The organism is Novosphingobium sp. SG919 (assembly GCF_012932495.1).
Classification (GTDB): Bacteria; Pseudomonadota; Alphaproteobacteria; order Sphingomonadales; family Sphingomonadaceae; genus Novosphingobium; species Novosphingobium rhizosphaerae.
Window position 1 is genome coordinate 81,330 of sequence record NZ_JABCNG010000004.1, and the last position, 22,543, is coordinate 103,872.

Below are 22,543 nucleotides of genomic sequence, written 5' to 3' on the forward strand. Positions count from 1 at the left end.
GGACCGCCGCGTCTTTCACCCGAACAGCCGGTAGAGCCCGCGCCCTTCGGCCTTGAGCCAGCGATTGGCCGCCGCCACGCTGCCTTCGAACAATTGGCCCAGCAGGGCATGGAACGCGGGGCTGTGATCGAAATGCACAAGGTGCGCCACTTCGTGCGCGACCACTGACCGGCGCACGGCGTCTGGTGCCATGATCAGGCGCCAGTTGATGCGGATCGAGCCATCCGATGCGCAACTGCCCCAGCGGCGCTTGGCGTTGGACAAGGCCAGGCGCGGCACCGGCAGGCCGGCACGGGCGCAATAGTGCGCCAGGTCTGCCGCGCAGAGCCGCAGCGCTTCGGCGGCGAGCCAGCGCTCCACGCGCCCGGCGAGTTGCTCGGCCGGGCCGCCCACCAGCAATTGCCCGTCATCCACCACCGGCCGTCGCGGGTGGCGCGCGTCCCACGCCACGGTCAGCACGTCGCCGCGAAAGGGCAGGGCGGTGCCCGGCGCCAGTTGTGCCGGCGGCGGCAGGCGTTCGAGTTGCGCGGCGAGCCAATCGGCCCGGTCGCGCACAAAGGCCACGGCATCGGCGGTGCGCGCCCAGGTGGGGATGGAAATGCGCGCGGCGCTGCCATCGTGGGCAAGGCGCAAGGTCATCCGCCGGGCCTGGGGCAGACGGCGGATTTCCACCGGCAGGTTGCGCCCGGCAACCTTCACCGTGTGCGGCTGGGCCAAGGCCGGTTTGGGGGGCGGTTCGGGCAGGCGGCGCAGCCAGTCGATCACGGCAGACGGAAGCCCATCGGCGCGCGTGGGCTTTCCGGGGTGTCCCTGTCCCGGTCTGCATCGTCCCATTCCACATCGCTGACGATGTGGTTTTCCAGCGGGCCGGCCACCACTTCGCTGATTGCCTTGCCCACCACGGAAACCCCGGCGCGGTGCACCGCATCGCGATCCCCGCTTTCCAGATAGTGCCAGGCGGGCAATGGCTCTCCGGCCGCGCGCAGGCGATAGGCGCACGTCGCCGGCAGCCAGGCAACCTGCGCCACCAGCCGGGGCGTCAGGCGCAGGCAATCGGGCACCATGGCGCGGCGATGGCGGTAATCGGAACAGCGTGCGGTCTTGGTATCGAGCAGGCGGCAGGCCACGTTGGTATGATAGACTTCGCCGGTGTCCTCGTCTTCCAGCTTGTGCAGGCAGCACTTGCCGCAGCCATCGCACAGCGCTTCCCATTCGTCGCGGCTCAGCGCCTCGATCGGCTTGTCCCAGAAGCGTTCGGTCTCGGCCATGGTCAGTGCACCCAGCGCGCGAGTTCGGCCGCAACGGCGGCGCCGTTCTGCTCCACCGGCAGCAGGGCGATCGGCTTGCCATCGGGCCCCATCAGGTAGGCGGCGCGGCTGTGGTCCATCAGATAGGCTTGTGGCGGCGAACCCTTGGGGGCGGCGCGCTTCCCGTAATAGACCGCAAATTCCTTGGCGACGGCGGCAATCTGTTCGGGCGTGCCGGTCAGGCCCACCAGTTCCTTGCCGAAATTGCCGGTGAACTGGGCCAGGACCTGGGGCGTATCGCGCGCCGGATCGATCGAGACGAACACCGGCACCAGCCGGGCGGCCTGGTCCGGGTGCGCCTTGGCAAAGGCGTGATAGCCCTGCATCAGGTTGGCCGTGTCGAGCGGGCAGACATCGGGGCAATACGTATACCCGAAATAGAATACGGTGTACTTGCCCGCGAAATCGGCGGCGCGCACGGTCTTGCCAGCCTGGTCGACCAACGTGAAATCGCCGCCGAGCTGGGCCCCGGCCAGGGGCGCCTCGCTGGTGGGCGTTCCCCCGCCGCAAGCGCCGAGCGGCAGCGTGAGAGCGAGCGCCAGCGCGAGCCGTGACAGGCACTTGCGGGCAACAATCGGCAAGAACGAAGGGTGATCCATGGCGTGGCGGTTCATGCTCTGCTAACAGCGCGCTTGCAAGGGCCACCTGCATGGTGGCCAGGCCACAAGGAGGCCAGGCCATGAGGAGGAAAGCAGCCGTGACGTTCAAGTGGGCCAATTCGCGCCGCATCGCTCTTGCCCCGTATATCGCGGCGTGCATCGCGGCCCCGGCCGTGGCGTTCTTGCCCGCCGCCCCGGCGCTGGCCCAGTTTTCGGAAAGCTACAAGTTCCTCGATGCCGTGCGCAAGAAGGACGGCGACAAGGTCAACGAGGCGCTGCAAAACCCCGCCAGCCAGATCGTCAACACCAAGGACGTCTCCACCGGCGAAACCGCGCTGCACATCGTGACGCAGCGGCGCGACCTGCTGTGGATGCAGTTCCTGGTGGGCAAGGGCGCCAATGTGAACGCGCGCGACAACAAGGGCACCACGCCGCTGGTGATCGCCACCAACCTGGCCTTCCTGGAAGGGGTGGATTTCCTGATTTCCGTGGGCGCGCGGGTGGACGATCCCAACAACACCGGGGAAACGCCGCTGATCACCGCCGTGCATGGCCACAACATGGCCCTGGTGCGCGCGCTCCTGAAGGCCGGCGCCAATCCCGACCGGCCCGACAATTCCGGCCGTTCGGCGCGCGATTATGCCGCGCTCGATCATTCCCAATCGATTTCCGACGAGCTTGAGTCCGCGGCCAAGAAGCGGCAGAGCGGCAAGGCCGCGCAGACATATGGCCCCACGTTCTGAACGCTGATCCCGCCAGGAGACCCGCTATGATCGCTACCCCCGATCTTGCCACGCTTGAAGCCCTCGATCTCGATCAGTTGCGCGTGGAACTGGCGCCGCTGGTGGCCGAAGCGGCGATGTTCGACGGGTGGACCGGCGCGGCGGTGGACAGCGCGGCCCAAGCCGTGGGCCTTGACCCTGCGGTTGCGCGCCTGGCCTATGGCGTGGGGGAAAGCGGGTCGGCGATGACCATGATTGCGGCCTGGATCGCGCGGATCGATGCCGACATGTCGCGCGCCCTGCCGGCGCAGGACCTGGCCAAGCTGCCGATTCGCGAGCGTATTCGCCGCCTGGTGCAGTTCCGCCTCGATGCCTTGGCCGGGATGGAAGAGGCGTTGCGCCGCGCCTTGATCGAGATGGCCCGCCCGCGCAACTCTGGCCAAAGCCTCAAGCTGGGCTGGCACAGTGCGGATGCCATGTGGCGCCTGGCCGGGGACACCGCCACCGATCTCAACCATTACAGCAAGCGCGCTACGCTTGCCGCGCTCTATGCCGCCACGCTTGCCGTCTTTGCCGAGGATCGCAGCGAAGACCATGCCGAAACCCGCGCGTTCCTGGATCGCCGGATCGAAGGCGTGATGCGCTTTGAAAAGCTCAAGGCCGGGCTGTTCAAGCGCAAGGGCGAACGCTTCAGCCCGGTGCGCCTGCTCGGTCGCCTGCGCTATCCGGCGCGCTGACAGTTTGAACCCGCTGGCGCGGGTTTTGCGGCACCGGCCCGCTCCCCCCGATCAATCTATTTGCGAACGACTTGCATAAGCGGCTGGCCTATGGCAGCGGGGCTGGTGTGACGCTCGATGAACTACCGCTGGGCCACGATGCCCGAATCGCTTCGGTCGATTGGGCCGCGCTTGTGCCCGAAGAGGCGCAGCGCCTGCGCGCCCTGGGCTTTGACGAAGGCGCGCAAGTGCGCCTGGCCTATCGCGGGGTGTTCCTGGGGCGCGATCCCCTGGCGATCGAGATCGGGCGGATGACCGTGGCCCTGCGCCGCATCCATGCCCGCGCCATGCATGTGGAAGATCTGGCGGCATGAGCCGGGGCCCGTTCGTCGCTGCGCTCGTCGGCAATCCCAACGCCGGCAAGAGCGCGCTCTTCAATGCCCTGACCGGCGCCCGCCAGAAGATCGCCAACTATCCCGGCGTCACCGTGGAGCGCAAGGCCGGCCGCCTGCTGCTGCCCAGCGGAGAGCCGGTGGAGCTGGTCGACCTGCCCGGTTCCTATGGCTTTGCCGCGACGAGTCCCGACGAGGAAGTGACCCGCAAGGTCATCATGGGCGAGCAGGCGGGGCAGGTTCGCCCCGATGTGCTGGTCGTGGTGCTCGATGCGTCGAACCTGGAACAGCACCTGGTCTTTGCCCAGGAAGTGCTGGAACTGGGCCGCCCCACGGTGGTGGCGCTCAACATGGTCGACCTGGCCGCGCGCGACGGGTTGACGATCGACGCTGCCGCGCTCGCTGCCGAACTGGGCGTGCCGGTGATCGAAACCGTGGCCGTGCGGCGCAAGGGGCTGGCCGAGCTTGCCACCGCCATTGCCACTGCGCGCGACACGGCTGCGCGTGACAACGCACCCGCGCCGCGCGTGCACGTCACCTTGCCCGAACGCCGCCTGCTGGCCCGCCAGATGGCGCAAGGGGCCACGCTTTCGGAAACCGCGCGCCATCGCGTGCACGCGCAGATGGACAGGCTGCTGCTGCATCCCTGGGCCGGGCCGCCGATCCTGTTTGCCCTGCTGTTCGTGGTGTTCCAGGCGGTGTTTTCCTGGGCGGCGCCGTTCCAGGATGCGCTGGAAGGCCTGGCCACGGCGTTTCAAAACCTGGCGCGGACGGAACTGCCCGCCTCGCTGCTGCGCGACCTGCTGACCGAAGGGATCATCGGCGGCGTGGGCGCAGTCATCGTGTTCCTGCCGCAGATCCTGATCCTGTTCTTCTTCATCCTGGTGATGGAAGCGACCGGCTACATGGCACGCGCCGCGTTCCTGATGGACCGCATGATGGCCGGCGTGGGGCTTTCCGGCCGCAGTTTCATCCCGCTGCTGTCCAGCTTTGCCTGTGCCATTCCCGGCATCATGGCCACGCGCAGCATCACCGATCCCAAGGACCGCCTGACCACGATCCTGATCGCGCCGCTGATGACCTGTTCGGCGCGGCTGCCGGTCTATGCCGTGATCATCGCCGCGTTCATTCCCAACAGCCGCGTGCTGCCCGGCGTGGGCCTGCAGGGGCTGGTGCTGTTCGCGCTCTATGTTGCCGGCATTGTCGGGGCCATGGCGGTGGCCCTGATCCTGCGTCGCTCGGTCACCAAGGGCGCGGCATCGGGCTTCATCATGGAATTGCCCAAATACCAGCTGCCCACGATCAAGGACCTGGCGCTGGGCTTGTGGCAGCGCGCCTGGGTGTTTCTGCGCCGTGCCGGCACGATGATCTTCACGGTCACCGTGGTGCTGTGGCTGCTGCTCAATTTCCCCCGCGCCGAACCGGGCCAGAGCCAGGTCGATGCCTCGATCGCCGGGCACATTGCCAATGGCCTGGCCGTGGTGGTCGAGCCGATCGGCTTCAACCGTGACATTGCCCTGGCGCTGATCCCGTCGATGGCCGCGCGCGAAGTGGCGGTCAGTTCGCTTGCCACCAGCTATGCGGTCGATTCCAAGGATGAAGAGGCCCAGGACATCGCGCTGGGCGACCAGCTCAAGCACCACTGGACGCTCGCCACCGCGCTGGCGTTCCTGGCCTGGTTCGTGTTCGCGCCGCAGTGCATGTCGACCATCGCGGTGACGCGGCGCGAAACCAATGGCTGGAAATGGCCAGGCTTCATGCTCGCCTACCTGTTCGCCCTGGCCTATGTCTTTGCCGGGATCACCTATTGGACGGCCTTGGCATTTGGCTTGGGATGATCTCCCCACAATTATTGCCAGGCAGACTCGCGCAGGCGGCAAGCGATGCGCTAACACCTTTGTCTGAATTCCATAGGGACGAGATTCGATGGCAGGCAGCGTCAACAAAGTCATTCTGATCGGCAACCTGGGGGCCGACCCGGAGATCAAGTCGTTCCAGAACGGCGGCAAGATTGCGAACCTGCGCATTGCCACGTCGGAAAACTGGAAGGACCGCAACACCGGCGAACGCAAGGAGCGGACCGAGTGGCACAGCGTCGTCATCAACGGCGATGGCCTGATCGGCGTGGTCGAACGCTTCCTGCGCAAGGGCAGCAAGGTCTATATCGAAGGCCAGCTGCGCACCCGCAAGTGGCAGGACCAGAGCGGCAATGACCGCTACAGCACCGAAGTGGTCGTGGCCGGCATCGGCGGCGCGCTGACCATGCTCGATGGCCCGCAGGGCGGCGGCGCTGGTGGCGGTGGCGGCGGCCAGCGTTCGGGCGGCGGCTGGAACGAAGGCGGCTCGTCGGGCGGCGGCGGCTTTGGCGGCGGTTCGCGCGGCAGCAGCGGCGGCGCGGCCTCGGGCGGCGGCAGCACCTGGAACCAGGGTGGCGGCGGCGGTTTCACCGACGACCTGGACGACGATATTCCGTTCTGATCGGCCACACGCGCACGCATGAAAACAAAGACCCGGCGGTTCAGGCAACCGCCGGGTCTTTGTTTTTCATCTATCCGAAAAGTTCGGCTATGTGAATTTCAGCCTTTGCGCACGTCCTTGGCCACGGCATCGAGCACGCCATTGGCGAATTTCGCTTCGCGCGCGTCGAAAAAGGCGTGGGCCACATCGAGGTATTCGCTGATCACCGTGCCCACGGCAATGTCGGTCCGGGCGGCCAGTTCATAGGCGCCACAGCGCAGGATTTGCAGCATGGTCTTGTCCAGCCGCGACAGCGACCAGCCTTGCGCCAGCCGGGCCTGGATCAGCCCGTCGATTTCCTCGCGCCGGGCGATCACGCCCTTGACCACGTCGTCGAAGAATTCGACGTCGGCGGCGGCATATTCCACGTCCTCGATTTCCGCGCCCAGCCGGTGCTGGTGGAATTCATCGAGCAGGAAGCGCAGCTCGGTGCCTTCCATGTCAACCTGGTAGAGCGCCTGGACGGCGGCAAGCCGCGCGGCAGAGCGGGCCTGGCCCTTGATGTTCGTCATATTCCCAATCTCAGTTCGATCGAGCGGGCGTGGGCGGAAAGCCCCTCCGCATCGGCCAGCGCGATGGCCGCAGGGCCGACCGCGCCGATGGAAGCATCGCTCACTGCAATGAAGCTGGTGCGCTTCATGAAGTCGAGCACGGAAAGCCCCGAGGAAAACCGCGCACGGCGCCCGGTGGGCAGCACGTGGTTGGGGCCGGCAACGTAATCGCCGATCGCCTCGGGCGTCATGCGGCCCAGGAAGACCGAGCCGGCATGGCGGATCTGCGCAAACAGCGCATCGGGATCGTCGGTGGCGATTTCCACGTGCTCTGCCGCCAGGGCATTGGCGAGGGCCGGGGCTTCGTCCAGCGATTGCACCACGATCACCGTGCCATGGGTTTCCCAGCTGGCCTTGGCCACGCGCGCGGTGGGCAGCATGGCGATTTCCACGCCCACCATGTCCACCACCTGATCGGCAAAGGCGGCATCGTCGGTGATCAGGATCGCCTGCGCGGCCGGATCGTGCTCGGCCTGGCTCAGCAGGTCGGCGGCGATCCACTGCGGGTCGTTCTTGGCATCGGCAATCACCAGGATTTCCGAGGGGCCGGCCACCATGTCGATCCCCACCACGCCGTAAAGCTGGCGCTTGGCTTCGGCCACCCAGGCGTTGCCCGGGCCGGTGATCACGTCCACCGGGCGGATCGTCTTGGTGCCATAGGCGAGCGCGGCCACGGCCTGCGCGCCGCCCACGCGCCACACTTCGTCAACGCCGGCGAGGTGCGCGGCGGCCAGCACCAGCGGGTTGATCTCCCCCTTGGGCGTTGGCGTCGTCACCACCAGGCGCTCCACCCCGGCCACCTTGGCGGGAATGGCATTCATCAACAGTGAAGAGGGATAGGCGGCGCGGCCGCCCGGCACATAGAGCCCGGCGCCATCCACCGCGCGCCACTTCGCGCCCAGGCGCACACCGGCCGCGTCGGTATAGTCGCGGTCCTGCGGCAATTGCGCTTCGTGATAGGTGCGGATGCGCTGCGCCGCCAGTTCCAGCGCGGCACGCAGATCGGGGGCCAGCGCATCGAACGCCTCGCGGCAAGTGGCGGCGTCGATTGTCCAACCGTCGCCCTGCGGCAGGTGCCCGTCGAAACGCTGGGTATATTCGGCCAGCGCCTCGTCCCCGCGCAGGCGCACGTCCTCGATGATGGTCTGCACATCGCGGGCCACGTTTTCGTCGCTTTCGCGGCGATCCTTCACCAGGCGGGCAAAGCGCGTGGCGAAATCGGCATCGGTCGTCTTGAGGCGGAGCATCAGGCGGCGGCCTTTCGTGCGGCAACTTGCGTGCGGAACGCATCGACCAGCGCGCCCAGGCGGGCGCTGTCGGTCTTGAGCGCGGCGCGGTTGACGATCAGCCGTGCCGAAATCTGCATGATCTGGCTGGTTTCCACCAGGCCGTTCTCTTTCAGCGTGCGGCCCGACGACACGAGATCGACGATGCGGCTGGCCAGGCCCAGCGACGGCGCCAGTTCCATCGCGCCGTTGAGCTTCACCACTTCGGCCTGCACGCCCATCCGCTCGAAATGGCGGCGGGTGAGGTTGGGATACTTGGTCGCGACGCGGGCATGGCTTTCGCGGGCAATACTGCCCTGGGCCAGGCCGCCTACCGGTTCAGCCACGGAAAGGCGGCAATGGCCGATATCCAGGTCCACCGGGGCATAGAGATCGGCATAGTCGAACTCGTCGATCACGTCCGAACCCACGATGCCGGCCTGGGCCGCGCCATGGGCCACGAAGGTGGCCACGTCGAACGCGCGCACGCGGATCAGCGTGACATCGGGCCGGCTGGTGGCAAAAGACAATGCGCGCGAGGACTTGTCGAAGAACGCAGCCTCGGGCACCACGCCTGCCTGTTCCAGCAAGGGCAGCGCTTCATCGAGGATGCGGCCCTTGGGCAGGGCGAAAACGAGCGGGGTGGCGGTGGTCATGACGCCATCGCCCCTATGGCAAGCGCGAGAAAAGGGCAACCTCATGGCTTCGATCATGGATATCGCTTCGGTCGAACAGGCCATTGCCTGGCAGGCAGACCACGCCACCAAGAACGGCGCGCCGGCGACCGGCCGGGTGGTGCGGGCGCAACTGCCGCTGCTCACCGATGGCAGCGCGGTGGGCGCGCGCATGGCGGCCTGGCCGGGCAAGCCATTGGAAGATGCGCTGCCCCTGCGGCTGACGGGCGGGTTGCACAACCTGGTGCTGACCGGCGCGGACACGCGCCTGGCCGCCGTCTATCGCGGCGAAGAGACCGACCAGGACGCGATCGATGCCCTTGTGGGCGATCTGGCCCGCCGGTTCGAAACCCGGCTGCTGCCCTGGCTTGACGGCCCGCCGCAGACCAACGAGGCGGGGCGGTCTGCCTCGATCATGGCTGGGCTGTTGTGGCTTTCAGCGCGGGTGGGGCCGCGTTTCGTGCTGCACGAGCTGGGCGCAAGCGCGGGGGTCAACACGATGATGGATCGCTTTGCGTTCGATCTGGGCGGCACCCGCACCGGCCCGGCCGATTCGCCGCTGCGCCTGGCCCCGGAATGGCGCGGCGCGGGCCGGCCGCCCGAAGCGGCGGTAGACGTGCTGGCGATTTCCGGGTGCGACCGCGCCCCGATCGACCTGACCGATCCCGACCAGGCGCTGCGGCTCAAAAGCTATGTCTGGGCCGAAGTGACCGAGCGGCTGGCGCGGCTGGACGCGGCCATCGCCCTGGCGCGGGTGCAGCGACCCGATGTGGTGGCGATGGACGCGGCCGAATATGTGGACCAGGTGCTGGCCGCGCCACAGCCTGAAGACAGCACGCGGGTGATCTATCATTCGATCGTCTGGCAGTACCTGCCGCCCTCCACCCAAGAGCGGATTGCAGCCGCCATCGCGGCCGCTGGCGCGCGCGCCACCCCGTCGCGGCGGCTGGCGTGGCTGGCGCTGGAAACCAACCGCGCCACCTTCCGCCACGAATTGACACTACGCCTCTGGCCTGACCAGGGCGCGCCGGTGTGCCTGGCTGCAGCGCACGCCCACGGCGCCTGGGTCGAGTGGCTTCAGCCCTGAGCTTCCAGCGCGGCCGGGCCGCGGCGGTGATAGGATATCCATTCCCACACCGCCACGAGCAGGAGTGCCAGCACGGTGCTGCCCACGAACGCGGGTGAGGGCAGGCGGATCAGCAGCGCCAGGCCCGCCAGCGCGATCAGCACGCCGCCGCCCACCCAGTGCGACAGCGGGAAATTGCCGTGCGGGCTGGACGGCCGCTTGAACAGGCCGGTGCCGGCCAGGAAGACCAGCAGGCCGCCGGCCTGGGTGGCCACCAGTGGCAGTGAAGCGGGTGCCAGCGGCTGTTCGAGGAGAAGGGCATCGGCCACTGCGGTGATGACGATGCCGCCCACGATCGGCATGTGCAGATAAGTATAGACGCTGCGCGCCAGGCGGCCGGGCTGGGCATGTTCGGCAATGTGGCGGGCACCGCGTTCGGCGCCGAGGTCGAAATAGATCCACCACATCAGCGCCGATCCGATAAAGGCCAGCACGAATGCCAGCGAGCGCGCGGGATCGGCGGTTTCCTGGGCAAAGCTGGTGCCGGTCACCACGATGCCTTCGCCCAGGGCGATGATGATGAACAGGGCGCAGCGCTCGGCCAGGTGGCTGCCGGAAATATCCCAGTCTTCCGGTGTGGAACGGCCCAGGCCCGGCACGAAAAAGCCCATGAACGGGCCGCCGTAATCAACTGCGAGCGCGGCTGCCCACCAACCCAGGCGGGCCATCGGCGCATCGACCAGCGCCCCGGCCAGCCACAACGGTGCCGACGCCACGAACCACAGCGTGATCCGCGCCATGTTGCGCGCGCCACTGCTGCGCCAGCCCCCGCTGTGCCCTTGGGTGCCGCCGCTTTTCGCCATGGCCCAGGCGACAAAGCCGCTGCGCCCGATCTGCACCGCGATGTAGCATGCGGCAAACAGCACCGCGTCGCCGGTGCTGCCCCCGGCAAAGGCGCGCGGCATAGCCACGGCCATGCCCAGGCTGGCCAACATGGCAAACAGCAGCATGATCCGTACCGGTCCGCGTTCCGGGTTGGTCCAGTTCGCCGCCCAGGTGGTGAACATCCAGGCCCACCACACGGCCAGGAACAGGACCAGCGCCTCGGCCAGGCCGGCCGGGGTCATGTGATGCAGCACGTTGTGGGAGAGCTGGGTTATCGCAAAGACATAGACCAGGTCGAAAAACAGCTCGAGATAGCTGACCGGGGCATGGCCGCCCTTGTGATCGCGCAAGAGCGACGATGGCGCGGGCACGCCGTCGGTTTCGGCTTTGGGCGCGGGCTTGCCGGCCTCGGCGATCGCCTCGGCCTCTTGCCTGGCTTTCTCGCTCATTCGCCCGGCGCGCGCGCGTGAATGGCAAGCGCATGAACGCGTTGCCCCGGCAGGTCGCCCAGGGCGCGGTTGACCAGGCGCTGGCGGCCAAGCCGGGAAACGCCGGCAAAGGCCGCGCTTTCGATCTCCACGGTGAAATGCGATTCACCCGTGCCGTCGTCGCCCATATGGCCGGCGTGATGGGCCGAATCGTTGGTGACCACCAGATGCGTGGGGGCAAGGGCGTCCACAAGTTTGCGTTCGATTTCCTGGGCGAGCGGGCCGGTCATGTCTTTCCTTTCGGGCGATGAGGCACCATGTGCAATGGCGTGAAGCATGACAAGTTCCATGGCCGCGTCACGGATACCGGGCGCTTGTGCAGTGCCCCGGGATGCAACGCATCGGGGGAATTCCGCGCGCCCGGCGTGCGCCCGCCCGGTTTCGATGGGCCCGGCGACTATCGCTGGTTCTGTTTGGACCATATTCGCGCGTTCAACGCCGGCTACGATTTCTTTGCCGGGATGAGCATGGATGAAATCCTGGCGGCGCAATCGCCGCTGGCCGGGTGGGACACCCACAGCCGTGCGTTCCGGCCCGACGCGGGGATCGACCAGGCGCCGCGCTGGGCCGATTTCGCCGATCCCCTGGAGGCGATCGCGCAACGCGCCCGTGCCCGCAAGGCCGATCACCAGGCCGCCCAGGACGCCGCCCGGCGCGGTTTCAATGCGCAAGATCGCGCTGCGTTCGAAACGCTCAACCTGTCGCTCGACGCCGATCGCCATGCCCTGCGCCGCCGTTATGCCGATCTGGTGCGCCGCTATCACCCCGATCACAACGGCGGCGACCGCAGCCTGGAAGACAAGCTGCAGCGCGTGGTCGCCGCCTATGACCACCTGCGGCAATCGGCTGCGTTTCGATAGGGCGGGCAAGGCCCGTCCCCCTCCGTCAGGCCGGCAGCCTGCCACCTCCCCCGCCGGGGGAGGATCTCGGCGTCAATCCGGCGCCTGGTGCGCCACTTCGATCATCGATGGGCCGCCCGAGACGGGCGTAAGCCACACCGCCAGGTCGGCCGCGATCAGGGCGGCCATGACCAGCATCAGTCCGGCGCGCTTGCGCTCGCCCCGGCGCCAGAAAAACACCGCGCCGCCGATCAAGGCCACGGTGGTCAGCACCAGTAGCGAAAGAACCGTGTCCATCATGGGATTTAGCTGAACAGGCCCTTGGCCAGACCGGCCAAATCGTTGATCGGGTTGCCATCGCCATCCTTGTCGAGGAACTGGCTGACCTGGCCCAGGGCATCGGGATGCTGGCCGAGGATTGAGGCGAATTGCGACAGTGCGCCTTCGCCGCCGATGTGGCCCACGATCTGTTGCAGCAGGCCTGCGTCGAGGCCAGTGTTGGCGGCGGCCGTCTCGATCGTGTCGCCCTTGGCCTGGTGGCCGGCCGCCAGCGCGGCAATCGCGGTTTCGGCCTGGGTGGGATCGATGCCCAGCTTGGCCGCCAGGTTCTTCACGTCAACCGCGCTGCTCACCTGGCCCAGGATGCTGTCGAACACGCTCATGGCATTGATCCCCTTGTCCGGGCGCGCCGGTGTGGCGCGCCTTGCCCGGTGATAGCGCGCGAGGGCTGCCTGGTGCCACAAAAAACGCCCCGCCGTGGTTAACGGCGGGGCGGGCAAGGTTGTCGCAGCCGGGGCATTGCGCCCAGGTGCGGGGCGATCAGATCGTGACGGTATCGTCGGCGATGATGTGGCTGAGCGTGAGCGCCTGCTGGTGGCCCAGGCCATCGTTGAGAATGAAGGTGGTGCCGTCAAAGCCGCTGGTGTTGACGAAGTAGCTGCCCAGCGTGGGGTTCGCCTTGAGATAGGCGGCCAGGCGATTCACGTCGTCCTGCGAATCGAGAAAGGCCGATCCCGTGCCCTTCACCGTCAGGCCCAGGGCATTGAAGATCGTATCGAAGCCGGTGATGCGCACGACGTCGTGATCGGCAAAGTTGAGGTCTTCCACCGTCACCCACTGGTACACGGTCGAAACGCCGTGACCGCCGGTGAAGGCGAGGGCGGAGAAGCCTTCGCCCGAGCGGAACACGAACTGGTCCGCGCCGGTCCCGCCGGTCAGCGAATCCTTGCCGCCGCCGCCCTTGAGGATGTCGTTGCCATCGCCGCCATAGATGGCGTCGTTGCCGCCGCCGCCATAGAGCGTGTCGTTGCCATCGCCGCCGTCGATGATGTTCTTGCCCGAACCGCCGGTGACCACGTCATCGCCGCCGCCGGCGTTGATGATGTTGTTGCCCTTTGGCGCGGCGATGGTGTCGGCGCCGCTGGTGCCAGTGATAACTGCCATGTTCATTCTCCTTCATCCCGTCGTCAGACGGAAAGTTGAACCACAAGTATTTTTCGAGGATACCTTGTGGTCGGGAAGAACAGACCTGTTCCTCGGCCACGCAAGTCACTGTTGCGACCAGACTTGTCTTATTGGGTAATTCGGAAATCACCTTGATGTGCAAGGTGTGACTCGACGCCATCCTTGCCAAAACCATAACGCATTATTGCCATGCGGCGTGCCTGTGTTTCCCGTTCATATTGGCGCTTTCATGCCGTAACCATGCCAAGACAGGTTCAAACTGGAGCAAGTTTGGATGATCTGCACCTCTGCTTCAGCCATGGCGCATGGCCGCCGGTTGCCGCGCGGCACGGGCCAGGGCCATGCGATCGAACCAGCGGCCAAGCGCGGCACGGCAGGGTTCGTCCAGGCGCGTCAGCACCAGCCAGGCCGCCAGCAGCAGCGGTGGCACCAGCAGCAGCCCCCAGGCGCCCAGCGGCGCCCCATGCATCGCCCGCTTGGCCGCGCCGGACGCGATCGCCAGCAGCGGCACGTGGATGCCGTAGAGCGGATAGGAAACCCGGCCCAGCCAGGCGCCGCCGGGCACCGCGCGGTGTCGCCCGGCAGCCACCGCCACGACCAGCACGCAAGGCAGGAACACCATGGCAAGGAACAGCGTCCAGGGCAGGCGCTGCACCGGCAGCGCCATGGCATAGACCAGCGCGAGTGCGGCAACCGGCGCGGCGAGTGCCACCATCGACGGCAGCGACGCGCGCAGCCGATGCAACAGCAGCCCGCAGCCAAAGCCAAAGCACACGCGCGCCAATCCGCCATCGAGTGAGGATGCCTGCCAGCCCAGATCGAGCGTGCCGTGGCGCATGGCGCAGAGCACCAGAAGCGCGCCCGAAATGGCGACGCCCAAGGCCAGGATCGCCGTGCTGCGCCGCACCAGGAACGCGGCCCATGCCAGGTTCGCCAGGATTTCGAAGAACAGGGACCACAAGGGACCGTTGGCGGGGAACAGCTCCCACCCTGTGGCCACGCCATGCCAAAGCTTGGGCAGCACGAGCAGGTTCAGTGCATTGCCCAGCAGAACCTGGTCCAGCGGATCGGATCGATCGGGCGCCGCCAGGCAGCGGGCCACCAGATACAGCCCGCCCACGCCTGCGCCCAGCACGGCAACCGGGGCCATGCGCACCATCCGCCGCCGGGCAAAGCCACCCCAGTCCATGGCGCCGGTGGCCGCATGGCCGGCGCCGCCCAGCCGCGCCTCATAAGCCTCTGCCAAGACAAAGCCGCTGAGCATGAAGAAGAAATCGACCGCCAGATAGCCGTTGGGAAACAGCTGGACACCCCCGGCGCGCGTGCCGATGTGAAACAGGCAGACTGCCAGTGCGGCAATCCCGCGCATTTCGTCGAGCAGGGCGTAGCGCCCGCCGTGTCCGGCCTGCCTCCTTGCGGTGTTCATGCGCCAAGTGCCCCTTTGCCGCCGGCACAAGCCGGCAGCGTGACTGCCCGTTTCGTTGCGCCGCGATATCGCAGTGCACCGTCTGGGCAGGGCATGCGCGATCGTGACTAACGCATGATTAACCAAATGCACGGCAAGGACTCATACGGAATAATACTTAGGGTAAACCGTATTGTGCGGTGCGGAACGAAATGTCTTTTTCGCCCAATGCTTTGTAATACTCGCCTTGGTGCACTTGCAGCCAAGCGGGCAGGCCCTCGCTTCGCATGGATAAGGGCTGCATCGGGCCTGGCGGTAAAGCGATCGAAAGCCGGCCATGCGGCGGCAGCGGCCAACGCGGGTGCACGCGGGGCAGGACGGGGCAAGCCGCGTACTTGGTCCGTTGCTGTCACTGGCCGATTCCGCCAGCCTTCATGCCGGCGCTTCACATAGCGCCTGAAGCTGATCGGCGCAGGCATTCCAGCCGCTTTCAAAGCCCATGGCGGCGTGCTGCTCCATCGCTTCGGCCGTCCAGTGGCGCGCCGTGGCGGTATAGCGCGTGCCCGCGCCATCCGGCGCGATTTCCCAGATGCCGATCATGAAGGGGCCTGCCGGGATGAAGCCTTCGGTTACGGCGTCGGTGACGACGAAGCGCGTCCCTTCATCCCAGGCCAGGAACAGACCTTCATGGGGCATGACTTCGCCATCGGGGCCGTACATGGTGATGGCCGCGCGGCCGCCGGGGCGCCGTTCCTGCACCACCACTTCGGCCCGCCAGGGGCGCGGGCACCACCATTCCTCCTGGCGGTTGGCCATCACGTTCCAGACCACGGCAGGCGGCGCGGCAATATGCCGGCTGATCGAAAGCGCATGCACGGGCGGTTCTCCTTCAACCACGGCGGGCAGCCGCGATCGCGGCGATGTCGATCTTGCCCATGGTCATCATCGCGGCAAACACGCGTTCCCGCACCGCGGGATCGGGATCGGCCATGCCGTCGGTCAGCGCGCGCGGCGTGATCTGCCAGGACAGGCCCCAGCGGTCCTTGCACCATCCACAGGCGCTTGCCTGTCCACCGTTGTCGATGATGGCCTGCCAATAGCGATCGGTTTCCTCCTGGGTCTCCGTGTGGACTTGGATGGAGAATGCCTCGCTATGCTTGAACTGCGGCCCCCCGTTGAGGCCGAAGCAGGACAGGCCCAGCACGGTGAATTCGACAGTGAGGACCTGGCCTGCGCGTCCACCTGGGAAATTGCCCGGCGCGCGATAGATGGTGCCCACTTCGCTGTCGGGAAACGTGGCGGCGTAAAACGTCGCTGCGTCCAGTGCCGTCCCGTCGTACCACAGGCACAGCGTCGCCTTGCTCATGGCTCAAGCCTCCCCGTCAGCCGGCTTGCGCGAAACGAGGCCGAGGAACGCCCCGGCCGGATCGCGTGCCTGAAGCATCAGGTCGTTTCCGGGCACCTCGTGCACGTCGCCCTCCAGCGTGCCGCCCAGCGCGGTCACCGCCTGGGCGGCAGCGTGCACATCGGCGACGCGAAAATAGGTGCGCCAGCCGATCGGCGCATCGTCGGACGGCCGTTTCATCATCGCGCCCACTGCACCCTGCAGTGGATGGGCGATGAACTGGTAATCGCCCAGCGGCCCCATCGGCATGGCATCGGGATAGGTGAAGCCGAAATGGCGGGCATAGAAATCGCGCGCCGCGGCCAGGTCTGCCGTGAACAGCTCGTTCCAGGTGACGGCCTGGACCACGTCCATCGCATAGACGGGGGGCGGGGGTGTCGTCTGTCCTGCCGGGGGCGTGGGATCGATAAGGTAAAACGCCGCGCCCCACGGATCGGCCACCATGGCAAACGTGCCTTCGGCAATCGTCTGCGGCGGCATCAGCGCATGGCCGCCATCGGCTGTAATCGCCGCCACGGTGGCCGGAACGCTATCGACCATCAGATAAGGCAGCCAGCGGGGACGGGCCCCTGCTTCGATCATCGCCGGGCGCAACACCAGCACGCCGCCCTGGTTGGCGCCGTCGGCGCGCCGGATATGGCGATAATCGATAGGCGCGGTTTCGTGATCGGGGGCGGGATCGTCGATCGTCCAGCCGATCACGCCCTGATAGAACGCCTGCACCGCTTCCGGCGCATCGGTCATCACTTCGTACCACACGAACAGGCCCTGGGGCATGGCAACCTCTCTCCACCGCAACGGGAATGGCGATTCGTTCGCATTCGGTGCGCCATCCTATCACGGCTGGCGTTGCGGCATACCGTGGCCGGGGCAGGGTGCGCGAAAAGCAAGCCGGGCCAGCCAGGCATGCTCAAAAGAGTCCTGCCCCAAAGAGTCCTGCAAAGCATGTTGCGGCGCGGCGCGCGCGCGGATAGGCAGGGAATTGATGAGCGACACTTCCAATCTCGTGGCCCAGCCTGGCGCCACCACCGTCCTGCCCGCGCCCGATACCCAGGTTTCGGTGCGCGAGGTGTTTGGCATCGATATCGACATGATGGTGCCTGCCTTTTCCGTGGCCGACGAGCGCGTGCCCGATACCGATGACAACTATGTCTTCGATCCCGACACGACGCTTGCGATCCTGGCCGGCTTTGCCTTCAACCGCCGCGTTATGGTGCAGGGCTATCACGGCACCGGCAAATCCACCCACATCGAGCAGGTGGCCGCGCGCCTGAAGTGGCCCTGCGTGCGCATCAACCTGGACGCGCACATCAGCCGTATCGACCTGATCGGGCGCGACGCGATCGTGCTGCGCGATGGGTTGCAGGTGACCGAATTCCGCGAAGGCCTGCTGCCCTGGGCGCTGCAGACGCCGACGGCGCTGGTGTTCGACGAATACGACGCCGGCCGCCCCGACGTGATGTTCGTGATCCAGCGCGTGCTGGAAACCGAAGGCAAGCTCACCCTGCTCGACCAGAACCGGGTGATTCGCCCCAATCCGTTCTTCCGCCTGTTTGCCACGGCCAACACCGTGGGCCTGGGCGATACCTCGGGCCTCTATCACGGCACCCAGGCGATCAACCAGGGCCAGATGGACCGCTGGAACCTGGTGGTGGCGCTGAACTACCTGCCCGCCGAGACCGAGATCGACGTGGTCACCAAGAAGGTCCCGGGCCTTGACGCGCAGGTCATCGCGCAGATGGTCCGCGTGGCGGACCTCACCCGCAAGGGCTTCATGGCCGGCGACATTTCCACGGTGATGAGCCCGCGCACGGTGATCAGCTGGGCGCAGAACAGCCAGATCTTCAACGACGTGGGCTTTGCCTTCCGCCTCTCGTTCCTCAACAAGTGCGACGAGGCCGAGCGCGTGCTGGTGGCCGAATACTATCAGCGCGTGTTCGCCAAGGACCTGCCCGAGAGCGTCGCGCACAAGGCTTGAGCATTGAGGTGTCACCTCTCCCCTCCTCTTCAGAGGAGGGGGAGGGAACCGCCTATGCCGTTCGCCCTGAGCTCGTCGAAGCCCGCTTCGACTGCGCTCAATCCTCGCCGGGATAGACCGCCTTCACGAAATAGAGCCCCTCTGGCGGGGCATTGTGGCCCAGCTTCTGCCGGTCGCGCGCGTGGAGCGCTGCCACCAGATCGGCGCGCGTCCAGTGGCCCTGGCCGATCAGGCCCAGGCATCCCACCATCGAGCGCACCTGGTGATGGAGAAAGCTGCGCGCGGCCGCTTCGATGATCACCATGTCGCCCTCGCGCCGCACATCGAGCCGGTCGAGCGTCTTGACGGGACTTGCCGCCTGGCAATGGACAGAGCGGAACGTGGTGAAATCGTGGTTGCCCACCAGTTCCTGCGCCGCATCGTGCATGGCTGCCGCATCGAGCGGGCGGGCAATGCGCCAGGCGCGCCCGGCATCGAGCGTCAACGGCGCGCGGCGGTTGGCAATCCGGTATTCATAGGCGCGGCCAAGGCACGAAAACCGCGCGTGCCATTCATCGGGCACCACGACGCAATCGAGCACCGCGATGGGATCGGGCTTCAACCGCGCGTTGAGCGCTTCGGACAGGCGGAACGGATCGAACGCGCGTGCCACGTCGATATGCGCGCGCATGGCGAGCGCGTGGACGCCGGTGTCGGTGCGCCCGGCGGCGTGGAGCGTGACCGGATGGCCCACGACCGATTCCGCCGCTTCTTCCACCGATTGCTGCACCGAAGGCCCGTGGGATTGGCGCTGCAGCCCCATGAACGGGCCGCCATCGAATTCCAGCGTGAGAGCGTAACGCGGCATCAGGCTAGCACCGTGCCGGCGGGAATGGCACGGCCGCGCAGCAGGGCGGCGGTGTCCATTGCCGGGCGGCCGGCGCGCTGCACGGTCAGCGGGCGCAGGGCGGCCTGGCCGCAGGCGATGGTCAGGGCATCGTCCAGCACCGTGCCGGGCGTGCCTTTACCAGCTACTACCTGGGCGGCCAGCACGCGATAGCGTTCGCCCTCCAGTTCGAAAAACGCACCCGGCGCCGGGGCGAAGGCACGCACCTGGCGTTCCACCTGATCGGCTGGGGCGGTGAAATCGAGGCGGCTTTCTGCCTTGTCGATCTTGGCGGCATAAGTCACGCCGGCTTCGGGCTGCACTTCGGGCGTGAACGTGGGCAGGTCTGCCAGCACGCGCACCATCAGGTCTGCGCCCAGCGCGGCGAGTTCGGCGGTGAGGTCTCCGGCGGTCTTGCCGGCCACAGGCGTGGCCACGGTGGCCAGCATCGGCCCGGTATCGAGGCCGCGCTCCATCTGCATGATCGTGATGCCGGTGTGTACGTCACCAGCCAGGATCGCGCGCTGCACCGGCGCGGCGCCGCGCCAGCGCGGCAGCAGCGAGCCGTGGACGTTGAGGCAGCCTTGCGCCGGCGCGGCCAGGATCGCTTGGGGCAGGATCAGGCCATAGGCCGCGACCACCGCCACTTCGGCCCCGTGCGCGGCAAAGGCGGCCTGCTCATCCGCGCCCTTCAGGCTTACCGGCGTGAACACCGGCAAACCGTGCCGTTCCGCGGCCAGGTGAACGGGGCTGGGCTGCAGTTTCTTGCCCCGGCCGGCCGGCCGCGGCGGCTGGCTATAGACCGCCACGACGTGGTGCCCGGCGGCCACCAGCGCATCGAGCGTGGGCACGGCAAATTCGGGTGTGCCCATGAAGACAACACGCATCGCGCAATGGGTCCTTTTCCTATCCTGCGCGCGGCCCTATCTGTCGCGCCATGGCATCGCAAGAGATCGAGGCGCTGGCGAGCGCACTGGCCCGTCTACCCGGCCTTGGCCCCCGCTCTGCGCGGCGGGCCGTGCTGTGGCTGATCAAGCGGCGGGAAAGCGCGCTGCCACAGCTGCTGGTCGCGCTCGAACACGTGCGGGCAGGGCTGGTGGAATGCAGTGTCTGCGGCAATGTCGATACCAGCAATCCTTGCGGCATCTGCGCCGATCCGCGCCGCGATGCCCGTGCGCTCTGCGTGGTGGAGGATGTCGCAGACCTCTGGGCGCTGGACCGCGCGCGGCTGTTCACCGGGCGCTATCATGTGCTCGGCGGGCGGCTTTCCGCGCTGGAAGGGGTGCGGCCGGAAGACCTGACGATCGGCCGATTGCTCGAACGCGTTCAGGCCGGGGGGATCGACGAGGTGGTGCTGGCCATGAACGCCACGCTGGAAGGGCAGACCACGGCCCATTACATCGCCGAGCGACTGGAAGACCTGCCGGTGCGGGTGACGCAGCTGGCCCATGGCCTGCCGGTCGGCGGGGAACTGGATTATATGGACGAAGGCACGCTGGCCCAGGCCTTGCGGGCGCGGCGGCCGGTTTAGGTCGGCTGTAGGGCGTTGCGCCAGCGCCCTTCGACAGGCTCAGGGCGCACGGGGGCGGGGGATATTTCCGTGAATGCCGTTCGGGCTGAGCTTGTCGAAGCCCCTGCGCCAGACTTATCCCTCCAGCCCGGCCAAGACCTCATAGGCCAGCACGGCCCCTGCCACGGCGGCGTTGAGGCTGTCGGCGCGGCCTTTCATTGGCATGGTCACGCGCAAGTCGCAGGCCAGTTCATAGTCTTCGGGCAATCCCCGCGATTCGTTGCCCACCATGATGAAGCAGGGGCCGGCATAAGGCGCCCCGCGATAGGGCACGGCATCGCGCAACGAGGCGGCAACGAGTTGGCCTGACCCGGCGCGCAGCCAGGGCAGGAATTCGTCCCAGCGGGCCTGGGCCAGGGATTGCGTGAAAATCGCGCCCATGCTGGCGCGCACGGCTTCGACCGAAAAGGGATCGACGCAATCGTCGAGCAGGATCAGCCCGCCTGCGCCAACTGCGTCGGCGGTGCGCAGCATGGTGCCGAGGTTACCCGGATCGCGCATGGCCTGTGCCACGAGCCACAGCGGCGCGGCGCTGCGATCGATCTGGTCAAGCCCGGTGTTCCATTCGGCAAAGACGCCAGCCACGGCCTGGGGATTGTCCTTGCCGGTGACCTTGGCGAGGATATCGACCGGCAGTTCGATCACGTCGCCGCCGGCTGCTGCCACGGCCTGTTCCAGATCGGCCAGCAGGGGGTGCGCCTCGCGCCCTTGCGCCATCAGCAGGATTTCCGGAAGGCGCCCGCCCGCGCGGGCGTCGGTCAGCAGGCGCAGGCCTTCGGCCAGAAAGCGCTGCTCGCGCTTGCGGTGCTTCTTGTCGCGCAAGCTGCGCACGAACTTGACGGTGGGGTTGGAAAACCCGGTGATGACGCGGCGGGACATGGCATTGCCCATGCGTCACCACGCAGCGATGGGCAAGGGTTCAGTCTTCCCCGAACCCATCCTTGACCAGGCCGGCCAACTTGAGCAGCACCTGCTCGGCCTCTTCCTCGGGGCCGGAGACCTCCACGTCGATCGAGTCGCCCTTGGCCGCGCCGAGCATCATCAGGCCCAGGATCGAGCCACCGGCCGCCTCGGTGCCGTCCTTGAACACCTTCACGTCCACGCCCGACGGCAGCTTGGCCACGGCGTTGACGAACTTGGCACTCGCGCGGGCATGCAGGCCGCGCTGGTTGACGATGGTGATCGTCTCTCGGGCAACGTAGCTTTGGCTCGACATCGGCGTTTCCTCTTCCCTGCCCGTCCCTGATGGCGTGTGTCGCGGCTGGAAAAATCAGGCGTCCTGGCCCAGGAATTCCGACGCGATCGTTATATAGTTGCGGCCAGCGTCGCGCGCGGCGGCGGTGGCATCGCGAACATTCATGCATCCGCGCGCCTTGGCAAGCCGGATCAGCATGGGCAGGTTGATGCCCGCGATCACTTCGACCCGCCCCGCCTGCATCAGCGAGATGGCCAGGTTCGAAGGGGTGCCCCCGAACAGGTCGGTCAGGATGATGACGCCTTCGCCGCTATCGACGCGGCGGATGGCATCGGCGATCTCCTTGCGGCGTCGCTCCATGTCGTCGTTGGGGCCGATACAGACGCCGATGACGTCCTGTTGTCGGCCCACGACATGTTCCATCGCGTGGATGAATTCGTCGGCAAGGGCACCATGGGTGACGAGAATCAGACCGATCATGAAGGGAACGGGCTCCGAAATGCAGCCTTACACGATGCCACGGCCAGGCTTAACAGAGCCTTGGCGAGCACCTGCGGGCTGCCAGAATGCTGGCATTCACTAGGCATGACTTTCAGACCGGTCCCATCCCTCAGGCGCAGGGCGTTGCTCGCCTGCATTG

General features: G+C 67.0%; 29 protein-coding genes. 9 read left to right on the forward strand and 20 right to left on the reverse strand.

All coding sequences use genetic code 11. The annotated features are described in order from the left end of the window. Positions 1-15 precede the first annotated feature (15 nt). From FHT19_RS15755 to FHT19_RS15765, 3 genes are read right to left on the reverse strand one after another with little or no spacing between them, the layout of a single operon-like run. Positions 16-765, reverse strand: a complete 750-nt coding sequence (locus FHT19_RS15755; protein ID WP_348981797.1) for a SprT family zinc-dependent metalloprotease — start codon at positions 763-765, stop codon at positions 16-18. Continuing rightward, a complete protein-coding gene (locus tag FHT19_RS15760) occupies positions 762-1,268 on the reverse strand; it encodes a YcgN family cysteine cluster protein (protein WP_169475878.1) in 507 nt (168 codons plus the stop codon). The genes FHT19_RS15755 and FHT19_RS15760 overlap by 4 nt, the downstream gene beginning before the upstream one ends. Before the next feature lie 2 nt (positions 1,269-1,270). Beyond that, positions 1,271-1,921: an SCO family protein gene (locus FHT19_RS15765; protein ID WP_169475879.1), complete on the reverse strand. Its 651-nt coding sequence runs from the start codon at positions 1,919-1,921 to the stop codon at positions 1,271-1,273. 65 nt (positions 1,922-1,986) lie between these two features. Between FHT19_RS15765 and FHT19_RS15770 the strand changes: the two genes are divergently transcribed. From FHT19_RS15770 to ssb, 5 genes are all read left to right on the forward strand, one after another. After that, on the forward strand, positions 1,987-2,649 hold the full coding sequence (locus tag FHT19_RS15770) for an ankyrin repeat domain-containing protein (protein WP_169475880.1): 663 nt from the start codon (positions 1,987-1,989) through the stop codon (positions 2,647-2,649). Between the two features lie 26 nt (positions 2,650-2,675). Further along, positions 2,676-3,365: a COQ9 family protein gene (locus FHT19_RS15775; protein WP_168556606.1), complete on the forward strand. Its 690-nt coding sequence runs from the start codon at positions 2,676-2,678 to the stop codon at positions 3,363-3,365. Positions 3,366-3,472: 107 nt separating this feature from the next. Beyond that, positions 3,473-3,718: a FeoA family protein gene (locus tag FHT19_RS15780; RefSeq protein WP_110762799.1), complete on the forward strand. Its 246-nt coding sequence runs from the start codon at positions 3,473-3,475 to the stop codon at positions 3,716-3,718. After that, the gene (locus FHT19_RS15785; protein ID WP_169475881.1) at positions 3,715-5,574 is read left to right on the forward strand and encodes a ferrous iron transporter B; all 1,860 of its coding nucleotides are present in this window, start codon (positions 3,715-3,717) and stop codon (positions 5,572-5,574) included. Before FHT19_RS15780 ends, FHT19_RS15785 begins: the two co-directional genes overlap by 4 nt. Before the next feature lie 88 nt (positions 5,575-5,662). After that, the gene (ssb, locus tag FHT19_RS15790) at positions 5,663-6,214 is read left to right on the forward strand and encodes a single-stranded DNA-binding protein (RefSeq protein ID WP_168556608.1); all 552 of its coding nucleotides are present in this window, start codon (positions 5,663-5,665) and stop codon (positions 6,212-6,214) included. Between the two features lie 98 nt (positions 6,215-6,312). On the opposite strand, the gene nusB is transcribed toward ssb, so the two are convergent. From nusB to hisG, 3 genes are read right to left on the reverse strand one after another with little or no spacing between them, the layout of a single operon-like run. Beyond that, positions 6,313-6,765, reverse strand: a complete 453-nt coding sequence (gene nusB / locus FHT19_RS15795) for a transcription antitermination factor NusB (protein WP_168556609.1) — start codon at positions 6,763-6,765, stop codon at positions 6,313-6,315. Continuing rightward, complete coding sequence (gene hisD / locus FHT19_RS15800) at positions 6,762-8,051, reverse strand: histidinol dehydrogenase (protein WP_168556610.1); 1,290 nt, start codon at positions 8,049-8,051, stop codon at positions 6,762-6,764. Before hisD ends, nusB begins: the two co-directional genes overlap by 4 nt. Continuing rightward, positions 8,051-8,725, reverse strand: coding sequence for an ATP phosphoribosyltransferase (gene hisG, locus FHT19_RS15805; protein ID WP_168556611.1), 675 nt, complete (start codon positions 8,723-8,725; stop codon positions 8,051-8,053). Before hisG ends, hisD begins: the two co-directional genes overlap by 1 nt. Positions 8,726-8,768: 43 nt before the next feature. Between hisG and FHT19_RS15810 the strand changes: the two genes are divergently transcribed. After that, positions 8,769-9,830: a DUF2332 domain-containing protein gene (locus FHT19_RS15810; protein WP_169475882.1), complete on the forward strand. Its 1,062-nt coding sequence runs from the start codon at positions 8,769-8,771 to the stop codon at positions 9,828-9,830. Here the strand turns inward: FHT19_RS15810 and FHT19_RS15815 are convergent. Both FHT19_RS15815 and FHT19_RS15820 read right to left on the reverse strand, forming a co-directional pair. Then, a complete protein-coding gene (locus tag FHT19_RS15815; protein ID WP_169475883.1) occupies positions 9,821-11,143 on the reverse strand; it encodes a low temperature requirement protein A in 1,323 nt (440 codons plus the stop codon). The two genes, FHT19_RS15810 and FHT19_RS15815, sit on opposite strands and share 10 nt — an antisense overlap. Next, complete coding sequence (locus tag FHT19_RS15820) at positions 11,140-11,412, reverse strand: BolA family protein (RefSeq protein WP_168556614.1); 273 nt, start codon at positions 11,410-11,412, stop codon at positions 11,140-11,142. The genes FHT19_RS15815 and FHT19_RS15820 overlap by 4 nt, the downstream gene beginning before the upstream one ends. Before the next feature lie 39 nt (positions 11,413-11,451). On the opposite strand from FHT19_RS15820, the gene FHT19_RS15825 reads away from it, so the two are divergent. After that, positions 11,452-12,042, forward strand: coding sequence for a J domain-containing protein (locus FHT19_RS15825; RefSeq protein WP_248290508.1), 591 nt, complete (start codon positions 11,452-11,454; stop codon positions 12,040-12,042). Positions 12,043-12,114: 72 nt separating this feature from the next. Here FHT19_RS15825 and FHT19_RS15830 read toward each other — a convergent pair whose 3' ends face one another. The 7 genes from FHT19_RS15830 to FHT19_RS15860 form a co-directional block, all read right to left on the reverse strand. Continuing rightward, positions 12,115-12,321 (reverse strand): hypothetical protein, encoded by a 207-nt coding sequence (locus tag FHT19_RS15830; RefSeq protein ID WP_246866165.1) that lies wholly within the window; start codon positions 12,319-12,321, stop codon positions 12,115-12,117. Between the two features lie 5 nt (positions 12,322-12,326). After that, on the reverse strand, positions 12,327-12,683 hold the full coding sequence (locus tag FHT19_RS15835) for a hypothetical protein (protein ID WP_168556616.1): 357 nt from the start codon (positions 12,681-12,683) through the stop codon (positions 12,327-12,329). Between the two features lie 157 nt (positions 12,684-12,840). Next, positions 12,841-13,464 (reverse strand): calcium-binding protein, encoded by a 624-nt coding sequence (locus FHT19_RS24630; protein ID WP_282436105.1) that lies wholly within the window; start codon positions 13,462-13,464, stop codon positions 12,841-12,843. Positions 13,465-13,777: 313 nt separating this feature from the next. After that, positions 13,778-14,911, reverse strand: a complete 1,134-nt coding sequence (locus FHT19_RS15845) for an acyltransferase (RefSeq protein WP_169475886.1) — start codon at positions 14,909-14,911, stop codon at positions 13,778-13,780. Positions 14,912-15,322: 411 nt separating this feature from the next. After that, complete coding sequence (locus tag FHT19_RS15850) at positions 15,323-15,766, reverse strand: SRPBCC family protein (protein ID WP_168556619.1); 444 nt, start codon at positions 15,764-15,766, stop codon at positions 15,323-15,325. Positions 15,767-15,779: 13 nt separating this feature from the next. Then, positions 15,780-16,256 (reverse strand): VOC family protein, encoded by a 477-nt coding sequence (locus FHT19_RS15855; RefSeq protein WP_169475887.1) that lies wholly within the window; start codon positions 16,254-16,256, stop codon positions 15,780-15,782. A gap of 3 nt (positions 16,257-16,259) precedes the next feature. Continuing rightward, positions 16,260-17,072 carry a VOC family protein gene (locus tag FHT19_RS15860; protein ID WP_169475888.1) on the reverse strand — a complete coding sequence of 271 codons (813 nt, stop codon included), beginning with the start codon at positions 17,070-17,072 and terminating at the stop codon, positions 16,260-16,262. Between the two features lie 208 nt (positions 17,073-17,280). Here FHT19_RS15860 and cobS point away from each other — a divergent pair, with 208 nt between their 5' ends. After that, positions 17,281-18,273 (forward strand): cobaltochelatase subunit CobS, encoded by a 993-nt coding sequence (cobS, locus tag FHT19_RS15865; protein WP_169475889.1) that lies wholly within the window; start codon positions 17,281-17,283, stop codon positions 18,271-18,273. A gap of 97 nt (positions 18,274-18,370) precedes the next feature. Here the strand turns inward: cobS and truA are convergent, their stop codons facing one another. Then, a complete protein-coding gene (truA, locus tag FHT19_RS15870; protein WP_169475890.1) occupies positions 18,371-19,120 on the reverse strand; it encodes a tRNA pseudouridine(38-40) synthase TruA in 750 nt (249 codons plus the stop codon). After that, complete coding sequence (fmt, locus tag FHT19_RS15875) at positions 19,120-20,025, reverse strand: methionyl-tRNA formyltransferase (RefSeq protein ID WP_169475891.1); 906 nt, start codon at positions 20,023-20,025, stop codon at positions 19,120-19,122. Before fmt ends, truA begins: the two co-directional genes overlap by 1 nt. 50 nt (positions 20,026-20,075) lie before the next feature. Between fmt and recR the strand changes: the two genes are divergently transcribed. Continuing rightward, positions 20,076-20,669 carry a recombination mediator RecR gene (gene recR / locus FHT19_RS15880; RefSeq protein WP_169475892.1) on the forward strand — a complete coding sequence of 198 codons (594 nt, stop codon included), beginning with the start codon at positions 20,076-20,078 and terminating at the stop codon, positions 20,667-20,669. A 114-nt stretch (positions 20,670-20,783) separates the two neighbouring features. Here the strand turns inward: recR and FHT19_RS15885 are convergent, their stop codons facing one another. Genes FHT19_RS15885 through FHT19_RS15895 form a run of 3 tightly spaced genes read right to left on the reverse strand, consistent with a single transcriptional unit; the run spans position 20,784 to position 22,383 of the window. Next, entirely contained in the window at positions 20,784-21,587 is an 804-nt protein-coding gene (locus tag FHT19_RS15885; protein ID WP_169475893.1) for an RNA methyltransferase, read from the reverse strand. 40 nt (positions 21,588-21,627) lie between these two features. Then, a complete protein-coding gene (locus tag FHT19_RS15890) occupies positions 21,628-21,924 on the reverse strand; it encodes an HPr family phosphocarrier protein (protein ID WP_168556627.1) in 297 nt (98 codons plus the stop codon). 54 nt (positions 21,925-21,978) lie between these two features. Further along, the gene (locus FHT19_RS15895) at positions 21,979-22,383 is read right to left on the reverse strand and encodes a PTS sugar transporter subunit IIA (protein WP_022677184.1); all 405 of its coding nucleotides are present in this window, start codon (positions 22,381-22,383) and stop codon (positions 21,979-21,981) included. Between the last annotated feature and the right edge of the window lie 160 nt (positions 22,384-22,543).